General features: G+C 70.9%; 15 protein-coding genes. 10 read left to right on the top strand and 5 right to left on the bottom strand.

What is annotated here, in order from left to right; genetic code table 11:
• The first annotated feature begins 128 nt into the window (after positions 1-128).
• The 6 genes from LIP_RS00535 to LIP_RS00510 all read left to right on the top strand — a co-directional run bounded on the left by LIP_RS00535 (position 129) and on the right by LIP_RS00510 (position 5,472).
• On the top strand, positions 129-1,049 hold the full coding sequence (locus LIP_RS00535; protein ID WP_068132910.1) for a heme o synthase: 921 nt from the start codon (positions 129-131) through the stop codon (positions 1,047-1,049).
• 124 nt (positions 1,050-1,173) lie between these two features.
• Entirely contained in the window at positions 1,174-1,782 is a 609-nt protein-coding gene (locus tag LIP_RS00530) for a cytochrome c oxidase subunit 3 (RefSeq protein ID WP_068132907.1), read from the top strand.
• A 16-nt stretch (positions 1,783-1,798) separates the two neighbouring features.
• Positions 1,799-2,137, top strand: coding sequence for a cytochrome C oxidase subunit IV family protein (locus LIP_RS00525; RefSeq protein WP_144440245.1), 339 nt, complete (start codon positions 1,799-1,801; stop codon positions 2,135-2,137).
• A gap of 16 nt (positions 2,138-2,153) precedes the next feature.
• Positions 2,154-2,978: a cytochrome c oxidase subunit II gene (gene coxB / locus LIP_RS00520; RefSeq protein WP_068132902.1), complete on the top strand. Its 825-nt coding sequence runs from the start codon at positions 2,154-2,156 to the stop codon at positions 2,976-2,978.
• An 80-nt stretch (positions 2,979-3,058) separates the two neighbouring features.
• Positions 3,059-4,792, top strand: a complete 1,734-nt coding sequence (locus tag LIP_RS00515) for a cytochrome c oxidase subunit I (protein WP_198409618.1) — start codon at positions 3,059-3,061, stop codon at positions 4,790-4,792.
• Positions 4,793-4,836: 44 nt separating this feature from the next.
• Positions 4,837-5,472 carry a cytochrome c oxidase subunit 3 gene (locus LIP_RS00510; RefSeq protein ID WP_068132897.1) on the top strand — a complete coding sequence of 212 codons (636 nt, stop codon included), beginning with the start codon at positions 4,837-4,839 and terminating at the stop codon, positions 5,470-5,472.
• A gap of 28 nt (positions 5,473-5,500) precedes the next feature.
• Here LIP_RS00510 and LIP_RS00505 read toward each other — a convergent pair whose 3' ends face one another.
• Positions 5,501-6,412 carry a COX15/CtaA family protein gene (locus LIP_RS00505; RefSeq protein ID WP_068132893.1) on the bottom strand — a complete coding sequence of 304 codons (912 nt, stop codon included), beginning with the start codon at positions 6,410-6,412 and terminating at the stop codon, positions 5,501-5,503.
• Positions 6,413-6,634: 222 nt separating this feature from the next.
• Between LIP_RS00505 and LIP_RS00500 the strand changes: the two genes are divergently transcribed.
• Positions 6,635-7,936, top strand: a complete 1,302-nt coding sequence (locus LIP_RS00500) for a glycosyltransferase family 2 protein (RefSeq protein ID WP_068132889.1) — start codon at positions 6,635-6,637, stop codon at positions 7,934-7,936.
• Between the two features lie 10 nt (positions 7,937-7,946).
• On the opposite strand, the gene LIP_RS00495 is transcribed toward LIP_RS00500, so the two are convergent.
• The 4 genes from LIP_RS00495 to buk form a co-directional block, all read right to left on the bottom strand.
• Positions 7,947-10,100, bottom strand: a complete 2,154-nt coding sequence (locus LIP_RS00495) for a heme lyase CcmF/NrfE family subunit (protein ID WP_068132886.1) — start codon at positions 10,098-10,100, stop codon at positions 7,947-7,949.
• Between the two features lie 52 nt (positions 10,101-10,152).
• Positions 10,153-11,049, bottom strand: coding sequence for a cytochrome c-type biogenesis protein CcmH (locus tag LIP_RS00490; RefSeq protein WP_068132882.1), 897 nt, complete (start codon positions 11,047-11,049; stop codon positions 10,153-10,155).
• A 13-nt stretch (positions 11,050-11,062) separates the two neighbouring features.
• Positions 11,063-11,620: a TlpA family protein disulfide reductase gene (locus LIP_RS00485; RefSeq protein WP_068132879.1), complete on the bottom strand. Its 558-nt coding sequence runs from the start codon at positions 11,618-11,620 to the stop codon at positions 11,063-11,065.
• A 67-nt stretch (positions 11,621-11,687) separates the two neighbouring features.
• Complete coding sequence (gene buk, locus LIP_RS00480; RefSeq protein WP_068132876.1) at positions 11,688-12,785, bottom strand: butyrate kinase; 1,098 nt, start codon at positions 12,783-12,785, stop codon at positions 11,688-11,690.
• A 303-nt stretch (positions 12,786-13,088) separates the two neighbouring features.
• Between buk and LIP_RS00475 the strand changes: the two genes are divergently transcribed.
• The 3 genes from LIP_RS00475 (at position 13,089) to LIP_RS00465 (ending at position 17,509) form a co-directional block, all read left to right on the top strand.
• Positions 13,089-13,685 carry a hypothetical protein gene (locus LIP_RS00475; RefSeq protein ID WP_068132874.1) on the top strand — a complete coding sequence of 199 codons (597 nt, stop codon included), beginning with the start codon at positions 13,089-13,091 and terminating at the stop codon, positions 13,683-13,685.
• Positions 13,686-13,815: 130 nt separating this feature from the next.
• Positions 13,816-14,613, top strand: a complete 798-nt coding sequence (locus LIP_RS00470) for a fimbrial biogenesis chaperone (RefSeq protein ID WP_068132871.1) — start codon at positions 13,816-13,818, stop codon at positions 14,611-14,613.
• A gap of 1 nt (position 14,614) precedes the next feature.
• Complete coding sequence (locus tag LIP_RS00465; RefSeq protein WP_068132867.1) at positions 14,615-17,509, top strand: SdrD B-like domain-containing protein; 2,895 nt, start codon at positions 14,615-14,617, stop codon at positions 17,507-17,509.
• The last annotated feature ends 18 nt before the right edge of the window (positions 17,510-17,527 follow it).

Raw genomic sequence — 17,527 nt, 5'->3', positions numbered from 1 at the left:
GGCCGGCGCCGCTAGCAGGAATCCCTCTCATCGGCCGAGAAAACGCTACAACATCAATGCCTACGCTTCGCACCTCGCGGGGTCGAGCCCCCATCACCCTGGCTCGGCCCCTCGGGGGAGGACGGGAGATGAGGGAGATCACCGCACCCTTGGCCGCCGCCTCCGTCGTACGCCCGCGCGCCAGCGGGTCGCTCCGCGACTACCTGGCCGTCACCAAGCCCCGGCACGTGATTCCATCGACCCTCACGGCGTGGATCGGCATGGCCCTGGCTCTGGACAGGCCCCTGCCGGCCGGCCTGGTCGTTGCCACCCTGGCCGGCACCGCGCTGGCCGTGGCCGCGTCTCACGTCTTCAACGCCGTCCTGGACCGGGACCTGGATGCCCTCATGGAGCGGACCCGGGATCGGCCCCTTCCCGCCGGGAGGATCCGGGTGCTGCACGCGCTCGCCTACGCCACAGGGATGGCGGTGGCGGCCCTGGCCGTGGTCGCCTGGGGCGCCAACGGTCTGGCCGCGCTTCTGACCCTGGGTGGAATCCTCTTCTACGCGGGCGTCTACACCTATTGGCTCAAGCGGCGCACGCCCTGGAACACGCTGGTGGGAGGCGTGGCCGGCGGCATCCCGCCCCTGATCGGGTGGGCGGCCGCCACGGGCACCCTTTCCTGGCCGGCGGCGGTCCTCTTCCTCATCATGGTGGTGTGGCAGCCGCTCCACTTCTTCGCGCTGAGCCTGCTGGTGGCCGACGATTACCGGCGGGCCGGCTTCCCCATGGTCGTGGCGGTCCAGGGGGAGCAGGCCACCCTGAACCAGATCGCCGTCTACAGTGCGGTGCTCCTGGTGCTCTCGGTTCTCCTTCACCTGGTGGGTGTCGCGGGGGCCACGTACCTGGCGGTGGCACTGGTTCTGGGCGCGGTCTACGTGGGCGCGGCGCTCCGGGCGGTGCGGGGAGGACCTGAGCAGGCCAGATTCTGGGGGCGCTGGCTGCTGCGATACGCGCTTGTCTACCTCACGGTGCTCTTGATCGTCGCCGTGCTCGACAGGACGGTGTGACCCGGGGGACGGCGCGGCTCACCGGGTGCATGGTCTCTTCGGTGTGAAGTCGCATGGGCCGCTCCGTTTCCATGGGGCGAGGGTCCGCCCGTCGGGCCCGGGCATCACGGGGAGGTGTGGAATTGTGGAGACAGCACCACAGGCACCGGTCTCCCGGTGGGAGGGGGCCACCTCGTTCTTCCAGGTCCCCTGGGGCAAGCTCATGATGTGGCTCTTCCTGCTCTCGGACACCCTCACCTTTGCCGGCCTGGTAGCCGGCTACGGGTTCCTGAGGGCCGCGAGCGAAACCTGGCCCGCCCAGGGTGAGATCTTCAACCTGGGGCTCGTCGGGTTCATGACCTTCGTCCTCATCTGCAGCAGCGCCACCATGGCCGCCGCCGTGGGCGCCGCCCGGCGCGGCGACCCTCTGAAGGCCGGACGGCTCCTGGGGCTGACGGTGGCCGGCGGCCTCCTCTTCCTGGGGATGCAAGGCTACGAGTGGACCCACTTCATCCTCGAAGGCGCCCGGTTGGGCACCAACCCCTGGGGCGTCCCTCTCTTCAGCACCACCTTCTTCGTGATCACGGGCTTCCACGGCTTTCACGTGCTGGCGGGGGTCGTCTACCTCACCACGGTCACCTACCGGACCCTCCAGGGGCGCTTCGGCGCCGACGGCGTGGAGTCGGCCGGCCTCTACTGGCACTTCGTGGACCTGGTGTGGGTCTTCATCTTCACCTTCCTCTACCTCGTGTGAAAGGGGTGTGCGCGACGTGTCCGAACCGATGACCCCTCAAGCTCAGGGCCCCGCGGTGCAACCAGGCACCCAGGCCGGCCACGATGCAGGGTCCGGGCTGTACGTCCGCACCTGGCTCTGGCTCCTGGGGCTCACCATCGTGGAGATCGCAGTGGCCTCGCTGTCGCTGCCCCGGGGCGTGACGGTAGGGCTCCTGGTGGTGCTGGCCCTGATGAAGGGGGCGCTGATCATGGCGTACTTCATGCACCTGCGGTTCGAGCGGCTCACCTTCGTGTACGCGGTGCTCTCGCCCCTGATCCTGGCGGTGGCCCTCCTCGCGGGGATTGCCCCCGACGCCTTCACCCGTCTGCCCTGACGAAAGGAGCCTCGCGATGCTGAGAGATCCAGCGGAAGAGAGACGTCCCAACCGCGTCGGCTCGGCAGCCGGCCTGCTCATCTGGGCGATCCTGGCGGCGGCGGTGACCTCGTTCGTCTACGCCCTGGGGCACTGGTGGCGGCCTCCTCTGGTCTCGATCGAGGGGGGCGGCATCGATCGTCTCTTCAACGCGATCCTGGTCATCATCGGAACCGTCTTCATCCTGGTTCAGGCGGCGCTTGGGTTCTTCCTCGTCCGCTTCGCGGACCGGGGCGTGGGCCGGGCCAGCTACTGGCACGAAAACACCCGGCTCGAGCTCGCCTGGACCCTGATCCCCGCTGCGATCCTGGTGGTCCTCACCGTCCTGGGGGGTGGGCTCTGGCTCCAGGTGCACGGGGCGCCTCCCCCGGACGCGGCCACGGTCCAGGTGGTGGCCCAGCAGTTCGGCTGGAACTTCCACTACCCGGGCGCAGACGGGGTACTGGGCACCATCCGGCCCGGCTCGGGCTCGGGCCGGAACCCCATCGGGCTCGACCGGAATGCCCAGGGGGCCTCGGACGACCTGGTAGCCTCCGAGCTCCACCTGGTGGTAGGGCGCCCGGTGCGCCTTCTCCTCACCTCGAAGGACGTGATCCACAGCCTCTACATCCCGGACGTCCGCTTCAAGCAGGACGCGGTGCCGGGCCGGGTCACCCAGGTGTGGTTCACGCCCACCGAGACAGGCACCTATCCCATCGCCTGTGCGGAGCTTTGCGGGGTGGGTCACTACCTGATGGGGTCCCGGCTGGTGGTGGAGACCCAGGAGGAGTACGACGCGTGGCTGGCGGCCCGGGCCCAGTAAGGCGGGCCTGACCACCCTGCCGTCGAGCCCCGGGGAACCTGCTCGGACTCTGAGCCGATGGTGCTCGAGAAGGGAGCGGAATGCCGATGGCGGTCGTTCAGGAGCACCTGCACCAGGAGCAGCGCCTCAGTTTCTGGCGCAGGTACGTCTTCAGCATGGATCACAAGGTGATCGGCATCCAGTACCTGGCCACGTCGATGGGGATGGCCGTGCTGGGCGGCACGCTGGCCATGATCATCCGCCTGGCCCTGGGCTGGCCTGAGGCGTCGGGGGTCACGCCGGCCTCCTATCTGGGCACGGTGACCATGCACGGCACCATCATGGTCTTCTTCGTGCTCAGCGCCGCGCTGACGGGTGGATTCGGCAACTTCCTGATCCCCCTTCAGATCGGCGCGCGCGACATGGCCTACCCCTTCCTCAACATGGCCTCCTACTGGCTCTACCCCATCTCCATCGCGGTCCTGCTCGCCTCCTACTTCGTGCCCGGGGGCCCGCCCATCAGCGGCTGGACGGCCTACCCGCCCTTGAGCGCCCTGGCGCAGGCGGGTTCGGGCGTGGGCCAGGTGCTCTGGCTGGTGAGCCTGGCGATCCTGATCCTGGCCTTTCTGTTCGGGTCGCTCAACTACATCACCACCATCCTCCAGCTCCGCACCCGGGGGATGTCGCTGCTGCGCATGCCCTTGACGAGCTGGGGCCTCTTCATCACCTCGATCCTCTCGCTCCTCTCCTTCCCCGTCCTGCTGGCGGCGGCGATCATGCTCCTCTTCGACCGTGCCGGCGGCACCAGCTTCTTCCTGCCCGCGAGCGTGGTCATCAACGGGGTGCAGGTGACGGCCTCGGGCGGTGACCCCCTCCTCTACCAGCACCTCTTCTGGTTCCTGGGCCACCCGGAGGTCTACATCCTGATCCTGCCGGCCATGGGCATGGTCTCCGACATCCTGGCCAACAACGCCCGCAAGCCCATCTTCGGCTACCGGGCCATGGTGCTCAGCATCGCGGTCATCGCCTTCCTGAGCTTCCTGGTGTGGGGGCACCACATGTTCGTGAGCGGCATGCACCCGCTACTGGGGACGGCCTTCATGACCACCACCCTCTTCATCGCGATCCCGTCGGCCATCAAGGTCTTCAACTGGCTGGCCACCCTCTGGCGGGGGAAGCTGCGCTTCACGCCCCAGATGCTCTTCGCCATCGGCTTCGTCTCGCTCTTCGTGACCGGAGGCCTCACGGGCATGATCCTGGGCTCGCCGGCCTTGAACATGTACGTCCACGACACCTACTTCGTGGTCGCCCACTTCCACTTCGTCATGGGCAGCGCCTCGCTCTTCGGCATCTTCGCCGGCATCTACCACTGGTTCCCCAAGATGTTCGGCCGCAAGATGAACGAGCGCCTGGGACGGCTCCACTTCTGGATCGCCCTGCCCGCCACTTACGCCACCTTCTTCCCCATGCACTTCGCCGGGATCGGCGGCATGATGCGGCGGATCTTCTCGACCCAGTTCTACGACTACCTGGCGGGCTTCCAGGGGTTGAACCAGTTCGTCTCCGTCGCCGCATTCGTGATGGGGGCCGCGCACATGCTGTTCCTGGTGAACTTCGTCTGGAGCCTTCGCTACGGTGAGCGCGCCGAGGCGAACCCCTGGGGTGCCACCTCGCTCGAGTGGCAGACGTCGTCACCGCCGCCCCACGATAACTTCGAGGGCGAGACCCCCGAGGTCCACCGCTGGGCGTACGATTACAGCGTACCCGGGGCGGACGACGACTTCGTTCCCCAGACCGAGCCTGAGGCGGCTCCGGTGGGGGTGCCCGGACGGTAGGTCGCCGGGATTGGGCGGCGGCCAAAGGAGGAAGCGTACATCCCATGGCGCAGCAGCTTCTGGAAACGCCTGCGGAGGTCCACCCACCAGGAGGACCCGGCATCCCCGACTTCGGCGGGGGGGACGGCGACAGCGGCCGGCCCTCCCCCGAAGGCGCACCCATCGCGCACGCGGGGGTGTGGCTCCTCCTGGGTGCGGTCACCATGCTCTTCCTGGGCTTCACCAGCACCTACCTCGCCCGCCGCACGGGGAGCGACTGGACCCCCGTCAGCATGCCGGGGATCCTCTGGTTCAGCACCGCCGTCCTGGTCCTGAGCAGCGGCGTGCTCGAGTGGGGCAGGAGCGGCTTCCGGCGGGGGGACGGGGTGCGCCTCCAACCGGCGGTGAACGTGGCCACGCTCCTGGGCATCCTCTTCGTCCTGGGGCAGCTCGCCGCCTGGCGCCAACTGGCGGCGGCCGGCGTCTTCCTGGCCTCCAATCCCCACGCCTCGTTCTTCTACGTGCTCACCGCCGTCCACGCGGCGCACGTCCTGGCGGGCCTCGGCTGGTTGATCGTGGGCGCGGTGCGGCTCAGGCACCACGGACCGACGGCAGCCCGCGCCGTCACCTCGGGTGCGATCTACTGGCATTTCGTGGGCGTCCTGTGGATCTACCTGTGGGTGCTCCTCTTCTGGATCTGAAGCCTGCTTCCCCGTCGGGCGTACCCTCTCAGACCGCCACGGATCGTCGCTCCTCAAGGGTGGAGGCCTCGGGCGCGGTCTCCATGGCCAGGTAGAGGAGGACCCCCGTGAAGAGCGTGACCAGGCTGGAGTGGATCACGTTGGCCGCAATGGAGCTGAGGGTTCCCACCACCAGCCAACCGCTCAGCGTCTGGAGCAGGAGGAGGGCCAGGGCTGCCAGGGAGCCCCGGAAGAGGTCCGGGCGGTCCTGCCGGTAGGGACGGGTGAGATGCCCCGCGTAGGCCACCAGGAGGATCAGGACCCCGGCCAGCAGGCGGTGGACGAAGCCCACGAAGGCCGCCGTGCCCAGCGGTGGCACCGGCACGCCGTTGCAGAGAGGCCAACCCAGGCAGGCGAGCCCCGTGTGGGTGTGCCGGAGGTACGCCCCCACGTAGACCACCCCTACCGTCCACGCCAGGCTGACCCAGAGCAGGGACCGGAAGCGGGCAGGCACCGGACCGCCCCGGTAGCTCCGGCCCGTCGCGAGCTGGCGTACCCTCACGGCCAGCAGGAGGACGGCACCGAAGGCGCCCAGGGAGACGCCGAAGTGGGTGGCCAGCACCGGTGGCGAGGAGCCCCACATCACCGCAGCCGCCCCCAGCCAGGACTGGAGCAGCAGGAAGCCCAGGGAGGCGCCCACCAGCCGCCGCACGTCCCGCCGGTGCCCGAGCTGCCGCCAGGCCAGTACCGAGACCGCCAGGATCAAGAGCCCCAGGACGCCCGTGACCGCCCGGTGGTTCACCTCGATCCATGTGGCCAGGGTGTTCCAGTCGCCGTCGCAGAAGGGCCAGGCGTTCCCGCAGCCCGCCGCCGAACCCGTGGTGGTCACCAGCACCCCCGACGCCAGGAGGAAGAACATGCCCACCGCCGCCGCGGTGCTGAGTCGCCTGAGCCAGGTCATGCCACGGGACCCCCCGATCCGGCCGCCGGCCTCGCCGGCAACTGTTGTGTCAACCTTCTGTTCCCAGGGATTGAACTCCTTCTCTCGCCGCGCCGCTGGATCCCTGGACGGAATCCCTTTTCGTCCCTTTTCCCTTCGAATGGAAGGTACCGGTCATGGTGCCGCGGCAGCCGGCCCGCCTAGAATGGACCAGCGTTCATGGTTCCAGACAGGAGGATCCCCATGGAGGGTGGGTTGGAGACGGCCTGGCAGGCCGTCGTCAGCCTGGGCCAAGGCTTCCTCGTGGTCTTCTCCGCCTACGCCCTTCTGGTCGGCCTGGCGGGGCTCCAGTCCCGGCGGCAGCGTTTCTCCCCTTGGTTCACCTCCCGCTTCGCGGTCCTGATCCCGGCGCACAACGAGGCCGCGGTGCTCGACCCGCTCCTGGCCAACCTGCAGGCCCTCCGCTATCCGAAGGACCTGTACGACATCTACGTCATCGCGGACAACTGCACCGACGGCACCGAGGCCATCGCCGCCGCCCGGGGGGTGCGGGTGCTCCGGCGCCGGGACCCGGTCCGGCGGGGCAAGGGCTACGCTCTGGGCGACGCGCTGAGCTGGCTGGGACTGGTGGATCGGGGCACGGGTCTACCCCCCTCCGAGCCACCCCCCTACGACGCGGTGGTGATCCTCGACGCAGACAACCTGGTCTCGCTGGACCTCCTGCGGGTGATGGACGCGCGGCTGCACGCGGGCCAGCGGCTGATCCAAGCGTACGTGGACTCCAAGAACCCAGGCGACACCTGGGTTTCCGCCGCGTTCAGCATCGGCTTCTGGGTGAATAACCGCTTCAACCTCCTGGCCCGCTCCAACCTGGGCCTTTCGGCGGCCCTGATGGGGACAGGCATGTGCATCGCCGCCGATGTGTTGCGCGAGCTAGGCTGGGAGACCGAGAGCCTCACCGAAGACCTGGAGTTCTCGGTGCAGGCTCTCTGCCTGGGCTACCGTACCGCCTTCGCGCCCGAGACGCGGGTGTACGACGAGAAGGCCCAGAGCTTCACCGCCAGCCTCCGCCAGCGCCTGCGATGGGCCCGGGGGCAGACCCAGGTGGCCCTCCGGTACGGCCCCCGCTTGCTCCGGGCCGCGGTGCTCCGGCGGGACGTGGCTTGCCTCGACGGCGCCGCCCGGCTCCTGCAGATGGTCGCCGTGGGGATGGGGACCGTCTGGGCACTGGCGCGCCCGGTGGTCGATGGGCTCTCCCGGTTGGCAGGGCCGCTCCCGGGTGCGGGTGCCGCTCCGGAGCTCGCCACCCTGCTGGCCTGGCTTCTGACGTCGACAGCGGCCATGATGGCCCCGGCCCTCCTGGTCTGGCGGCTGGACCGCCTCCCCGCGTCCGCCTACCGGTTCGTGGCGCTCTTCCCGCTCTTCACGTACACGTCCGCCTTGGTGATCCTCTGGGGGCTCCTCACTCACCGCCGCCGGGAATGGCTGCCCACCCGCCACACCCGGCGCCTCAGCTACCAGCAGGTGCTGCAGCAGACCCGCTGAGGCGGCCGGCTCAGCCCGACGCGAGCGCCCGCAGCTCGGCCTCGGCCCGCGCGCGGGCGTGGGCCTCCTCATCCAGGAGGGCGCCGGCCCGGCCCACCAGGCGCGCCCGGAGCGCCAGGTACTCAGCCTCGGGCAGGTCGCCGGCGAGGCGATCGGCCTCGAGCTCGGCCAGCTCCGAGAAGATCCGGCCCTCCAGGGCCGCCTCGCGCCGCCGGGGCCAGAGGGCGAAGAGCGTGCCCGCCACCAGCAGCGCTCCCCCGGCCCAGATCCACGACACGAAGGGATTGTAGTAGAAGACGAAGCCCACCGTGGCGCCGAAGGGATCCCAGCCCGAGAGGACCACGTAGAGGTCCCCTCCGGGGCGGCTGTAGATGGCCGTCTCCGAGGTGGGCCCCTCCCGCTCGGCGAAGCCGGGGAAGAAGCGCTTCTCGGGCCGGACGAGGCCCAGGGTACGATCGCCCTGGCGCACCACCAGGCTGGCGGCCACCCCGGGAACCGCGCCCTCCCGCTCTTCGTCGAGACCCTGGAAGAGGAGCCGGTAGGGGCCCACCGCCACCTCCTGGCCCACCTCCAGCGCCGCCGTCCGCCGCACCTGGTAGGTCTGGGAGGCGACGATGCCGATCGCGATCAGCACCACCGCCACGTGAACCAGGTAGCCGCCGTACCGGTGAGCGTTCGCGTTGAGCACGCGGGGAAGGGCCAGCAGCGCGGGCTCCCGCCGGCGGGCCATGCGCACGTGGACCCCCTTGGCCACCTCCACCGCGGCCGCGGCCACCACGAAAGCAGCCAGGCTCCAGGCCAGGACCACCCCCAGCTCGCGCACCCCCGCGGCGACCAGCACGGCCCCGGTCCCCGCCAGCACCACGCCAGGAAGGGTAAAGCTCCGCCGCAGGTTGGTGGGCGTGGCCCGCTTCCAGGCGATCACCGGCCCAATGCCCATCAAGAGCAGCAAGGCCACGAAGAGGGGGCCAGTCACCCGGTTGAAGTACGGCGGCCCCACCGTCACCTGGACCCCGAAGAGGGAGCTCACCAGCGGAAAGACGGTGCCCCAGAAGATGGCGAAGGCGGCGGCGGTCATCACCAGGTTGTTGAAGAGGAAGCTGGCTTCCCTGGAGGCGTAGGAGACCATGGCACGCTCGTCCTTCAGCTCGCCCCAGCGCAGGAGCAGGAGGTAGAGGCAGCTGGCGGCGGCCAGGGCCAGGAAGCCCGTGAAGAACGGACCCACGTCCGACTCCACGAAGGCGTGCACCGAGGTGAGGATGCCGCTGCGGGTGATGAACGTGCCGAAGAGGGTGAGCCCGAAGGTGACCTGGATGAGCACCTGGTTCCACCGCTTCAGCAGGCCCCGCTTCTCCTGCATCATGATCGAGTGGATGAAGGCGGTGGCCGTGAGCCACGGCAGGAAGGAGGCGTTCTCAACCGGGTCCCAGCCCCAGTAGCCGCCCCAGCCCAGCTCCTCATAGGCCCACCGGGCCCCGAAGAGGATGCCGGCCGAGAGGAAGAGCCACCCCATCAGGCTCCAGCGCCGGGTGACGCGCACCCAGGCCTCGCCCGTCTCCCCGGTGAGCAGCGCGGCGATGCCGAAGGCGAAGGGTACCGACAGCCCCACGTACCCCAGGTAGAGAAAGACGGGGTGCAGTCCCATCCAGTAGTTCTGCAGCAGCGGGTTGAGCCCCAGCCCGTTGGCCGGGGCCGGCGACACCACGGTGAAGGGGTGGACCACCCGGCTCACCAGCAGGGCGAAGAAGGTCGCCACCACGGTGAGGGTGAAGACCGCCGGAACCGCCAGGCGACGGGCCTCCCAGGCGGTGCGCCGGGCCACCAGCGCCGCGTACCCCGTCAGGATCCAGAGCCAGAAGAGGAGCGACCCCTCCTGGCCGGACCAGAGCGCGGTCACCCGGTAGAAGGGCGGCAGCTCCAGGCTGCTGTGGCCCGCCACGTAACGGAAGGCGAACTGGCCCGTGAGGAGTGCCCAGAGCAGCAGGCCCACCGCCAGGCTCACCACCGCCCAGAGGGCCCCGGTGCCCTGCCGCGCCAGCCGGTGCTGCCACGCCCTTTCCCGCCGCCAGCCCACCGCCAGGGCGACGCTGAGGCCGCCAGCCAGCACCAGGCCCAGGTCGAGAAGGAGTCCGCCACCGGCGGAGAGGACCTGGATGGTCGTCATGAGGCGTCCCTCCTCCATGGGCGGCAGGGTCCGGCCGTCCCTCGGTGTCCCTCTACAGGTACTCCCTCAGCCGGCGCTCGATCTCGGGGGGGAGCTCCGGCCCCGTTCCCGGGGCTTCCGCCCCGCGAGCCGGCTCCTGAGGCGCTGGCCGCCGCAGGTAGGCGGCCACCAGCGCCGCCCCGGCCAGGAGCGCCAGCCCCGGCGCGATCCAGACCCAGGCGAGGCCGCCCCGGGCCGGTGGGCTCATGAGGATCCACACCCCGTAGCGGTCCTCGAACCAGTGGACGATCTCCCCAGGGGTCCAGCCTTCCAGCAGCCGCTGGCGGATCTCCGCCCGGGAGGTCCATGCCGACGCGGCGTTGGACTCCCACACCGAAAGGCCCTCGCACTCTTGGCAACGGATCTGGGTGGAGACCTGTCGGAAGCGCTCCTGGAACTCGGGCGAGGCGGGGTCCGGAGGCGGGGGGAGCAGGTCGCCCACCAGCCGGTCCAGCTCGACGGCGGCCACCTCGCCCCAGGCGGAGGCATGGAGCCGCCCGGTGCGATCCAGCACGAAGAGCATGGGGAGCCCTTTCAGGGGCCATGCGGCCGCGGCGGTGCCCTGGGGATCGACGACCACCGGGTAGGACGGCTCCCGGCCTCCGAGCGCGTGCTCCACCGCGGAAGCCGGGCTCTGGGTTTCGAGGGCCACCACCTGGAGACGGTCACCGTAGCGCTGCTGGATCCGGTCCAGGGGGGCGAAGTCGTTGGAGCAGAAGCTGCAGCCGCGGGACGAGATCCGCAGGAGCACAGGCCGGCCCCTGAGGTCCGAGAGCCGCAGGGTGCCCCCCTCGAACCTGGCGAGGGTCGGGTCCGGGGCCGGCTCCCCCACCCGAAGGCCGCCCGAGGCTGTCTCCGTGAAGCTCAGGTAGGTCCATGCCGCCGCTCCCGCCAGGGCCAGGAGCGCCACGGCCCAGAAGATCCTACGGTAGATGGCCTTCGCCCCCCTCCGGGCGCCCCTCGGCCAGGGTCTGGCGGTAGGCGGCCTCCATCTGAGCGTAGGTCAGGGGTCCGGCCCAGTGGAAGCGGGCTACCCCCGATGCGTCGATGAACCAGCTCTCGGGCACCCCGCGCATCCCGTAGGCCTCGGCCACCCGGCCGTCCCGGTCGCGCACGATGGGGAAGGTCAGGCCGAACTCCTGCACGAACGGCCGGATGTGGTCTTCGGCTTCCCGGTAGTTGACCCCCAGCTGGACCACCCGGTCGCCGTACGCCTGGTGGAAGCGCTGGAGGTCCGGGGCCTCGTCCCGGCACGGCCCGCACCAGCTTGCCCAGAAGTTGAGGAAGACCACCTTGCCCCGCAGCGCCTCCAGGGAGACGGTGCGCCCGTCAAGGGTCTCCAACGCGAAGGCCGGCGCGGGGCGTCCGACGGCAGCCCGGCGCTCCATACCGGACCGGTAGGCGAAGGTGCCCGCCAGGCCGGCCAGGAGGACGAGGATCGGCAAGAGCAGAGCGACGCGCGCCCACGGGCGCTGCGGCATCGAAGACGAGACCTCCAGCACGGCCGCCCGAAGAGAGGCCGCCGCCGCTAATGATCACCGTTTCCGGTCATCCTCCGCACATTATACCATAGAAACGGGCCGGCTCCTGGTTGCGGAGCACCCGGAGCGCCCCCTGGACCAGGGCTTCCAGCTCGTGCTCGCCGGGATCCACCCGGACCGGCGCGAGGAAGCGCACCCGCTCGGTGAGCGCGGCCACCAGTTCCGCGGCGTGCGCGCCGCCGCCGGTGAGGAGGATCCAGTCCACCCGTCCCTCGAGGACGGTGGCCAGGGCGCCCACCTCCTTGGCCACCTGGTAGACGAAGGCATCCAGCGCCAGGCGGACCTCCGGGTCCGCCCCGGCGCGGGCCAGCACGTCGGGCAGGTGGCGGCTCCCTGTGTACGCCACGAGGCCGCCCCGGCGCACCAGCGCGCGCTTCAGCTCGTCCGCCGTGTACCGGCCCGAGAAGCAGAGGTCCACCATCTGGGTGACGGGCAGGCTCCCGGTGCGCTCGGGGGAGAAAGGACCCTCGTCATTGGGGTTGCAGACGTCCACCATGCGCCCGTCGCGGTGGGCCGCGAGCGAGACGCCGCTGCCCAGGTGGACCGTGACCAGGCGCAGGCTCGGGTAGGGCACGCCCAGGTCCTGGGCCAGGCGCCGCGCCGCCGCCCGCATGTTGAGGGCATGGCAAAGGCTTCGCCGCTCGATCCCGGGAAGCCCCGAAAGCCGAGCCACCGGTTCCATCTCGTCCACCGAGACGGGATCCACCACCCAGGCGGGCAGCCCGGCCGGCTCCGCCAGGTGGGCCGCCAGGGGAGCCCCCAGGTTGGAGGCGTGCTCCCCTCGCTCCGCGCGGGCCAGGTCGTCCAGCATCGCCGCGTCCACCGAGTAGGTGCCGCCGGGGATGGGTGCCAGCAACCCGCCCCGGGCGACGACGCCGTGGAGATCCTCCACCCGCACCCCCCGCCCGGCGAGCGAGGATCGCAGGCGTTCCAGGCGGTAGGGAATCTGGTCCCAGACCCGGACGTACGCCTCCAGCTCCGCGTCCAGGTGCCGGAGGGTCACCTCGTGCACCGGATTGTCGTCCACGTAGAGCGCCCAGCGGGTCGACGTGGATCCGGGGTCGATCGCGAGCACACGCCAGCCTGCGCGCCCCGGCGCCTGCATGGTCCTTTCCCCCTCATCCGGTGCGGCCCCGACCCGGCCGCCATCCGGAAACCCCTACCGCCCTTCATTCTAGCGGGTCGCCCCGGAGCCCGTCAAAACAGGCCGGCGGACACGCTCGGAACCTTTCCCACCCTTGCCCTGAATCTGCACGGACCGATGACGTCCTGCCTTTTCCGCTTCCTTCCACCTGAGCAGCGACCAGGATCCATGGCTCTCGGATCCCTTCGTGTCCTACACTGGGTGCTGGCGGCCGCCACCGGCGCCAAGGCGCCGGAAAGAGATCAACGCAGGAGGTGGACTTGGATGTCGCGCACCCTTCGTCGCCTGCTCGGCACCGCGCTGATCCCGGTGCTGACCGTGGGGCTCGTCGCCCTGTCGCTGGTCGTTCAGGCCGAGTTCGGTCTCTCGGGCTCCGTCGCCCTGGCTCAGGAAACAGAGGAGACTGACCAGGAGCCGGCACCGCCCACGGAGGCCACGGACAGCAAGGAGGTCAACACCCAGTGGTCCATCACCCGCTGGATCCTCCTGGACGTGGACAGCCCGGTGGTGCAGCTGGGGCAGTCCGACGGCTCTCAGGACCTGGAGCTGCTCGAAGCGAACCGCCTCTCGGTCCAGAGCAACGCCGAGTGGGTCATGACCGTGCAGGCCACCTCGGACACCATCGCCTACGACGGGCCGGCTGACGATCCCAACAAGCCGGTCTCCGACTTCCTCTTCCGGGTGAACGGCTCGGATGCTCAGTACGCATCCATCCCCGGCGCCGGCGAGGAACCAGCGGTGGTCTTCGAGGGGCCGTCGGGGTCGACGACCGTTCCCGTCGACTACATGGTCGACGTGAAGGACACGGACCCGATGGGCAACTACAGCGCCACGCTGCTCTACACCACCACCACCCGTTGAGCCGGGCGGCGTGAGCGGAGCGCTGAGGACGGGCGGGGCCGCACGGCCCCGCCCGCTCCGTCCCAGCGCTCCAGCGCGCCGGGAGCACGGCAGGACGATCTCTCAGGCTAGACGCAGGAGGGAGTCGGCTGTGAAGAAGCTGGGCAGCAGGGTGCGACGAACGCTCCCGCTCCTCCTGGCGGTCCTGGTCGCCTGGGTGGCTCCGGGAGCGGCCGCGATTCGAGTGGATCAGCTGGAGGTCCACCTGGAGGTTCCAGCCGGCGAAACCGAGGCTGGGACCCTCGTGGTCACCAACCAGCGGGACTCCGCGGAGCGCATCCGGATCTACGTCCAGGACTGGCGGCGGGACGAGCAGGGGCAGCATCAGTTCCTCGAGCCCGGAAGCATGGAGCGTTCGGCCTCGGGATGGATCCGGCTCACCCCGACCGAGTTCACCCTCGGTCCCGGTGAGAGCCGCACGGTTCGGTACTCGTTCGCCGTCCCGGAGGGCGCGTCGGGCAGCTACTGGACCGTGGTCTTCGTCCAGGGCGAGCCGCGTCCCGTCCCCGGGGGCGGTACCCAGATCCGGGTGGCGTCGCGGGTGGGCGTGAAGTTCTACGAGCAGGTGCCGGGCAGCGGAGAGGGCCGGGGGAAGATCACGGGCCTCGAAGCCGACGGATCCGGCTCCTTCACGGCCGCGGTCCGCTTCACGAACGAGGGCGACCTCCCCCTGACGCCCCAGGGATGGGTGGAGATCCGGGGGGCGTCGGGCGAGACGGTGGCGCGCTACGACGTGGAGGCCTTTCCGGTCCTCCCGGGCGACCAGCGGCTCTTGACCGTCTCCGATCCGGCTCGCAAGCTGGAGCCCGGGACCTACCTGGTGCTGGCGGTGCTGGACTATGGCGGCGCCACCCGGGTGGGCGGCCAGACGCGCCTGGAGGTGCGCTAGCATGGTCCTGCGGCCCGTGCTGGCCTTGGTCCTTCTGGTCGCCGGCCTGGCCGTGACCGCGGCCGGGTCTGGGGCACAGGAAGCCGCTGAACCTGCGGCCACCGGCCTCCGAGTGAGCGCGCCCCCGGCCCAGGACGTGGAGCCAGGCGCCTTCGTCACCCTGGTCTTCAACGTGGAGAACGCTTCCCAGGCTGCGTCCGAGGCGGTCTGGGAGGCTGTCTTGCCCGAGGGCTGGTCGCTCTTGGGCGACGGCCAGGAGCCCAGCATGACCCTGGCCGCCGGGGCGTCCCAGGCCCTCTTCCTGACGGTGCAGGTACCTGCCGCGACCGCGGCAGGCACCTACCGGGTGGAGGTGCACCTCACCGGGGGCGAGCCGAGCGACCCGGGATCTCCGGATCCCCAGGGCGCAGGCGGTTCGGCCGCGGTGGAGCTCCGGGTGGCCTCGCGGCGCGAGATCCACCTGCAGGTGCCCGTGGAACCCCGCAGGGTGCTTCCGGGCAACGATGCACGGTTCACCGTCAACGTGGTCAACCTGGGCAATACGCCCGAGGAGGTGCAGGTGACCGCCCGGGCGGACCGGTCGTACCCGGTCCAGGTGGAGCCCGCCCAACGGCAGGTGGGGCCGGGTGAGACCTTGCCGGTGCGGTTGCGCGTGCCCGTTCCGGGCGATGCCCTGCCCGGGACCGTGGTGCTGACGGTCGCGGCCCGGACCCGTGCCGGCCTCTCGGCCCACGAACGGGTCTCGGCCACGGTGCTACCCCCTCCCTCCGGCTCCCAGGGGGACCGGCCTCTCCACCTGGAGATTCCCACGGTCCTCCGGGTGGGAGTGGGAGCGTCGGGCGAGCGGGTCACCAGCTCGGGCGCCCTGGTCTCGGGGGGCTCGCTGCCCGGGGACTCGCACCTGAGCCTGCTGTACTCTGAAAGCGACCTCTCTCGGCCGGGCCAGGGGGGGCGCGGGACGGGGCAGCTCGGCCAGGGCCCGTGGCAGGTGCGGTTCGGTGACCTGGCCGCCCCCGAGAACAGCCTGGTCCGCCCGTCGCTCACGGGAGCCTCCCTGGGCTACGAGGGCAGCCTCCTGGGTCTCTCCCTGGCCAGCGGCATCTCGGGTGAGGAGACCTGGGTGGGCTCCCGGTTGCGCATCGGGTCCGATCGGTTCAACCTCTCTCCCAGCTACTTCACCACGGTGCGAGGCGACCGGGCCGCAGGAGGCTACACCCTGGAGCTCCGCCCATGGCGGTGGGTGGGGCTGGAGGTGGGTTGGGCCGGTTCCGGAGCCGGGGCAGGACCCATCCCCTGGCCCGGGGTGCCCCCTGCGCCGGCGGCCGTCCAGCCTGCCACCGACCCGGGCGACGCGTTCGACTGGGAGCCCGGCCGGGCGCCCCAGCGAGAGGCGGAGCGGCTCCGGGCCACCCTGGACCTCCGACCCTTCCAGCTCAGCACCCGTTACGAGCGGGTCGGCGCCGCGTACCTGGGGCTGCCGCCCTCCGACGATCCAGAGCGCCCGCGCCTGGGAGACCCGGGGACCGAGGGCTACGGGGTGGAAAGCCGCCTGCGCCTGGGGAGGGTCCTCACCCTCACGGGGGCCGCCGAGGCCTACCACGTCGGCGCCGGCGGCGAGATGGTACCCGGCGAGGAGGGCGCCCCGGCGGCCGATCCCCGGGACGTCCAGCGGGTGGAGCTGGGCTCCTCCTGGCGACTGGGGCCGCTGCCGACCCTGGGGCTCGGCGTGGATGTGGAGCGGAGCGGCCCCAGCGGCGTCTTCGGCGATCCCGAGGGCGGCGTGGCCGTGAGCCTCAGCCAGGAAGGCTTCCTGAGCTACCGGCTGGGGGCGCGCGCCTCGGGGGCCCTGCGCCCCGGTGAGGCGGTGGATCTGCCCGAGCGGCGCTACGAGCTCCAGCTCCGGCTGGGCTCGAACCGGTCCGGCGTCTGGAGCAGGTACCAGCGCGACCAGGCGCTGGACCAGGTGGACCCCCTGGAAGCCCTGAAGCTCGGGGCGGGCACCACCCTCTGGTCCGACCGGCTCTTCGCCTCCGTGGAGGGCGGACGGGCCGAGCGAGAGGGGCGCGCCAGCCGCGACACCCTTCGCCTGGACCTGGGCTGGCGGGTGGCGGGCGACCTGAGCCTGGGCCTCATCCTGGCCCAGGAGGCCGAAGCCGGGGCGCACGGCCTCACAGACCAGTGGGGGCGCACGCTCTTCGGCGACGACGCGGAGCAATGGGTTGGGCTGCAGCTCTCGACCCGTTTCGGCCTTCCCGTGCCGTGGGTGAAGGTCCGGGGCCGGGTGGTGGGGCGCGCCTTCAAGGACGCCGACGGAAACGGCCGCCCCGACCAGGGTGAAGAGGGCTTCCCGGGGCTGCTGCTGGAGCTGGGGCGCGAGCAGGCCCTGACCGGAGAAGACGGGGCCTTCCGCTTCCCCTCCACCGAGCCCGGGAGCTATCCCTTCCGCATCGCCAACCTGCCCTCAGGCTGGACGGTGGCGACGTCGCTGCCGCAGCTGCTCCCCGTGGCGGCAGGCGACGAAAGCGAGCTCCTCGTGCCCCTGGTGCGGGCCGTGACCCTGGAGGGCGCGGTCTTCCAGGACCGGGACAGCGACGGGGCCCGGGGCCCGGAGGAGCCCGGCCTTGCCGGGATGCGCGTGGTTCTGGCCGGGGACGGGCCGTCGAGGGAGGCCTTCACCGATCCTGACGGCACCTTCCGTTTCGAGGACGTGGCCCCGGGCCGCTACCAGGTGAAGCTGGATCCCGAGTGGCTCCCCGAGCGGGCCGAGGCCACCACCCCCATGGAACACGCCCTCGAGGTGGCGCCGGGCAGCGAGCCCCCCGAGGTTCGCTTCGGGCTGGTGCAGCAGGAGAAGGCCATCGACTTCACCTACACCGAGGAGGGGGACGGGGGTTGATCCCCGCCCCTTCTTTCG

The organism is Limnochorda pilosa (genome assembly GCF_001544015.1).
Classification (GTDB): Bacteria; Bacillota; Limnochordia; order Limnochordales; family Limnochordaceae; genus Limnochorda; species Limnochorda pilosa.
Note: the sequence above shows the minus strand (reverse complement) of the source record. Positions and strands in the feature narration are given on the sequence as shown.

What these genes read in the sequence shown, in the direction of transcription:
- buk (WP_068132876.1), bottom strand. Translation starts at nt 12,785, where the DNA reads ATGCAGGCGCCGGGGCGCGCAGGCTGGCGTGTGCTCGCGATCGACCCC.
- LIP_RS00500 (WP_068132889.1), top strand. Translation starts at nt 6,635, where the DNA reads ATGGAGGGTGGGTTGGAGACGGCCTGGCAGGCCGTCGTCAGCCTGGGC.
- LIP_RS00505 (WP_068132893.1), bottom strand. Translation starts at nt 6,412, where the DNA reads ATGACCTGGCTCAGGCGACTCAGCACCGCGGCGGCGGTGGGCATGTTC.
- LIP_RS00510 (WP_068132897.1), top strand. Translation starts at nt 4,837, where the DNA reads ATGGCGCAGCAGCTTCTGGAAACGCCTGCGGAGGTCCACCCACCAGGA.
- LIP_RS00515 (WP_198409618.1), top strand. Translation starts at nt 3,059, where the DNA reads ATGCCGATGGCGGTCGTTCAGGAGCACCTGCACCAGGAGCAGCGCCTC.
- LIP_RS00465 (WP_068132867.1), top strand. Translation starts at nt 14,615, where the DNA reads ATGGTCCTGCGGCCCGTGCTGGCCTTGGTCCTTCTGGTCGCCGGCCTG.
- LIP_RS00485 (WP_068132879.1), bottom strand. Translation starts at nt 11,620, where the DNA reads ATGCCGCAGCGCCCGTGGGCGCGCGTCGCTCTGCTCTTGCCGATCCTC.
- LIP_RS00535 (WP_068132910.1), top strand. Translation starts at nt 129, where the DNA reads ATGAGGGAGATCACCGCACCCTTGGCCGCCGCCTCCGTCGTACGCCCG.
- LIP_RS00475 (WP_068132874.1), top strand. Translation starts at nt 13,089, where the DNA reads ATGTCGCGCACCCTTCGTCGCCTGCTCGGCACCGCGCTGATCCCGGTG.
- LIP_RS00495 (WP_068132886.1), bottom strand. Translation starts at nt 10,100, where the DNA reads ATGACGACCATCCAGGTCCTCTCCGCCGGTGGCGGACTCCTTCTCGAC.
- coxB (WP_068132902.1), top strand. Translation starts at nt 2,154, where the DNA reads ATGCTGAGAGATCCAGCGGAAGAGAGACGTCCCAACCGCGTCGGCTCG.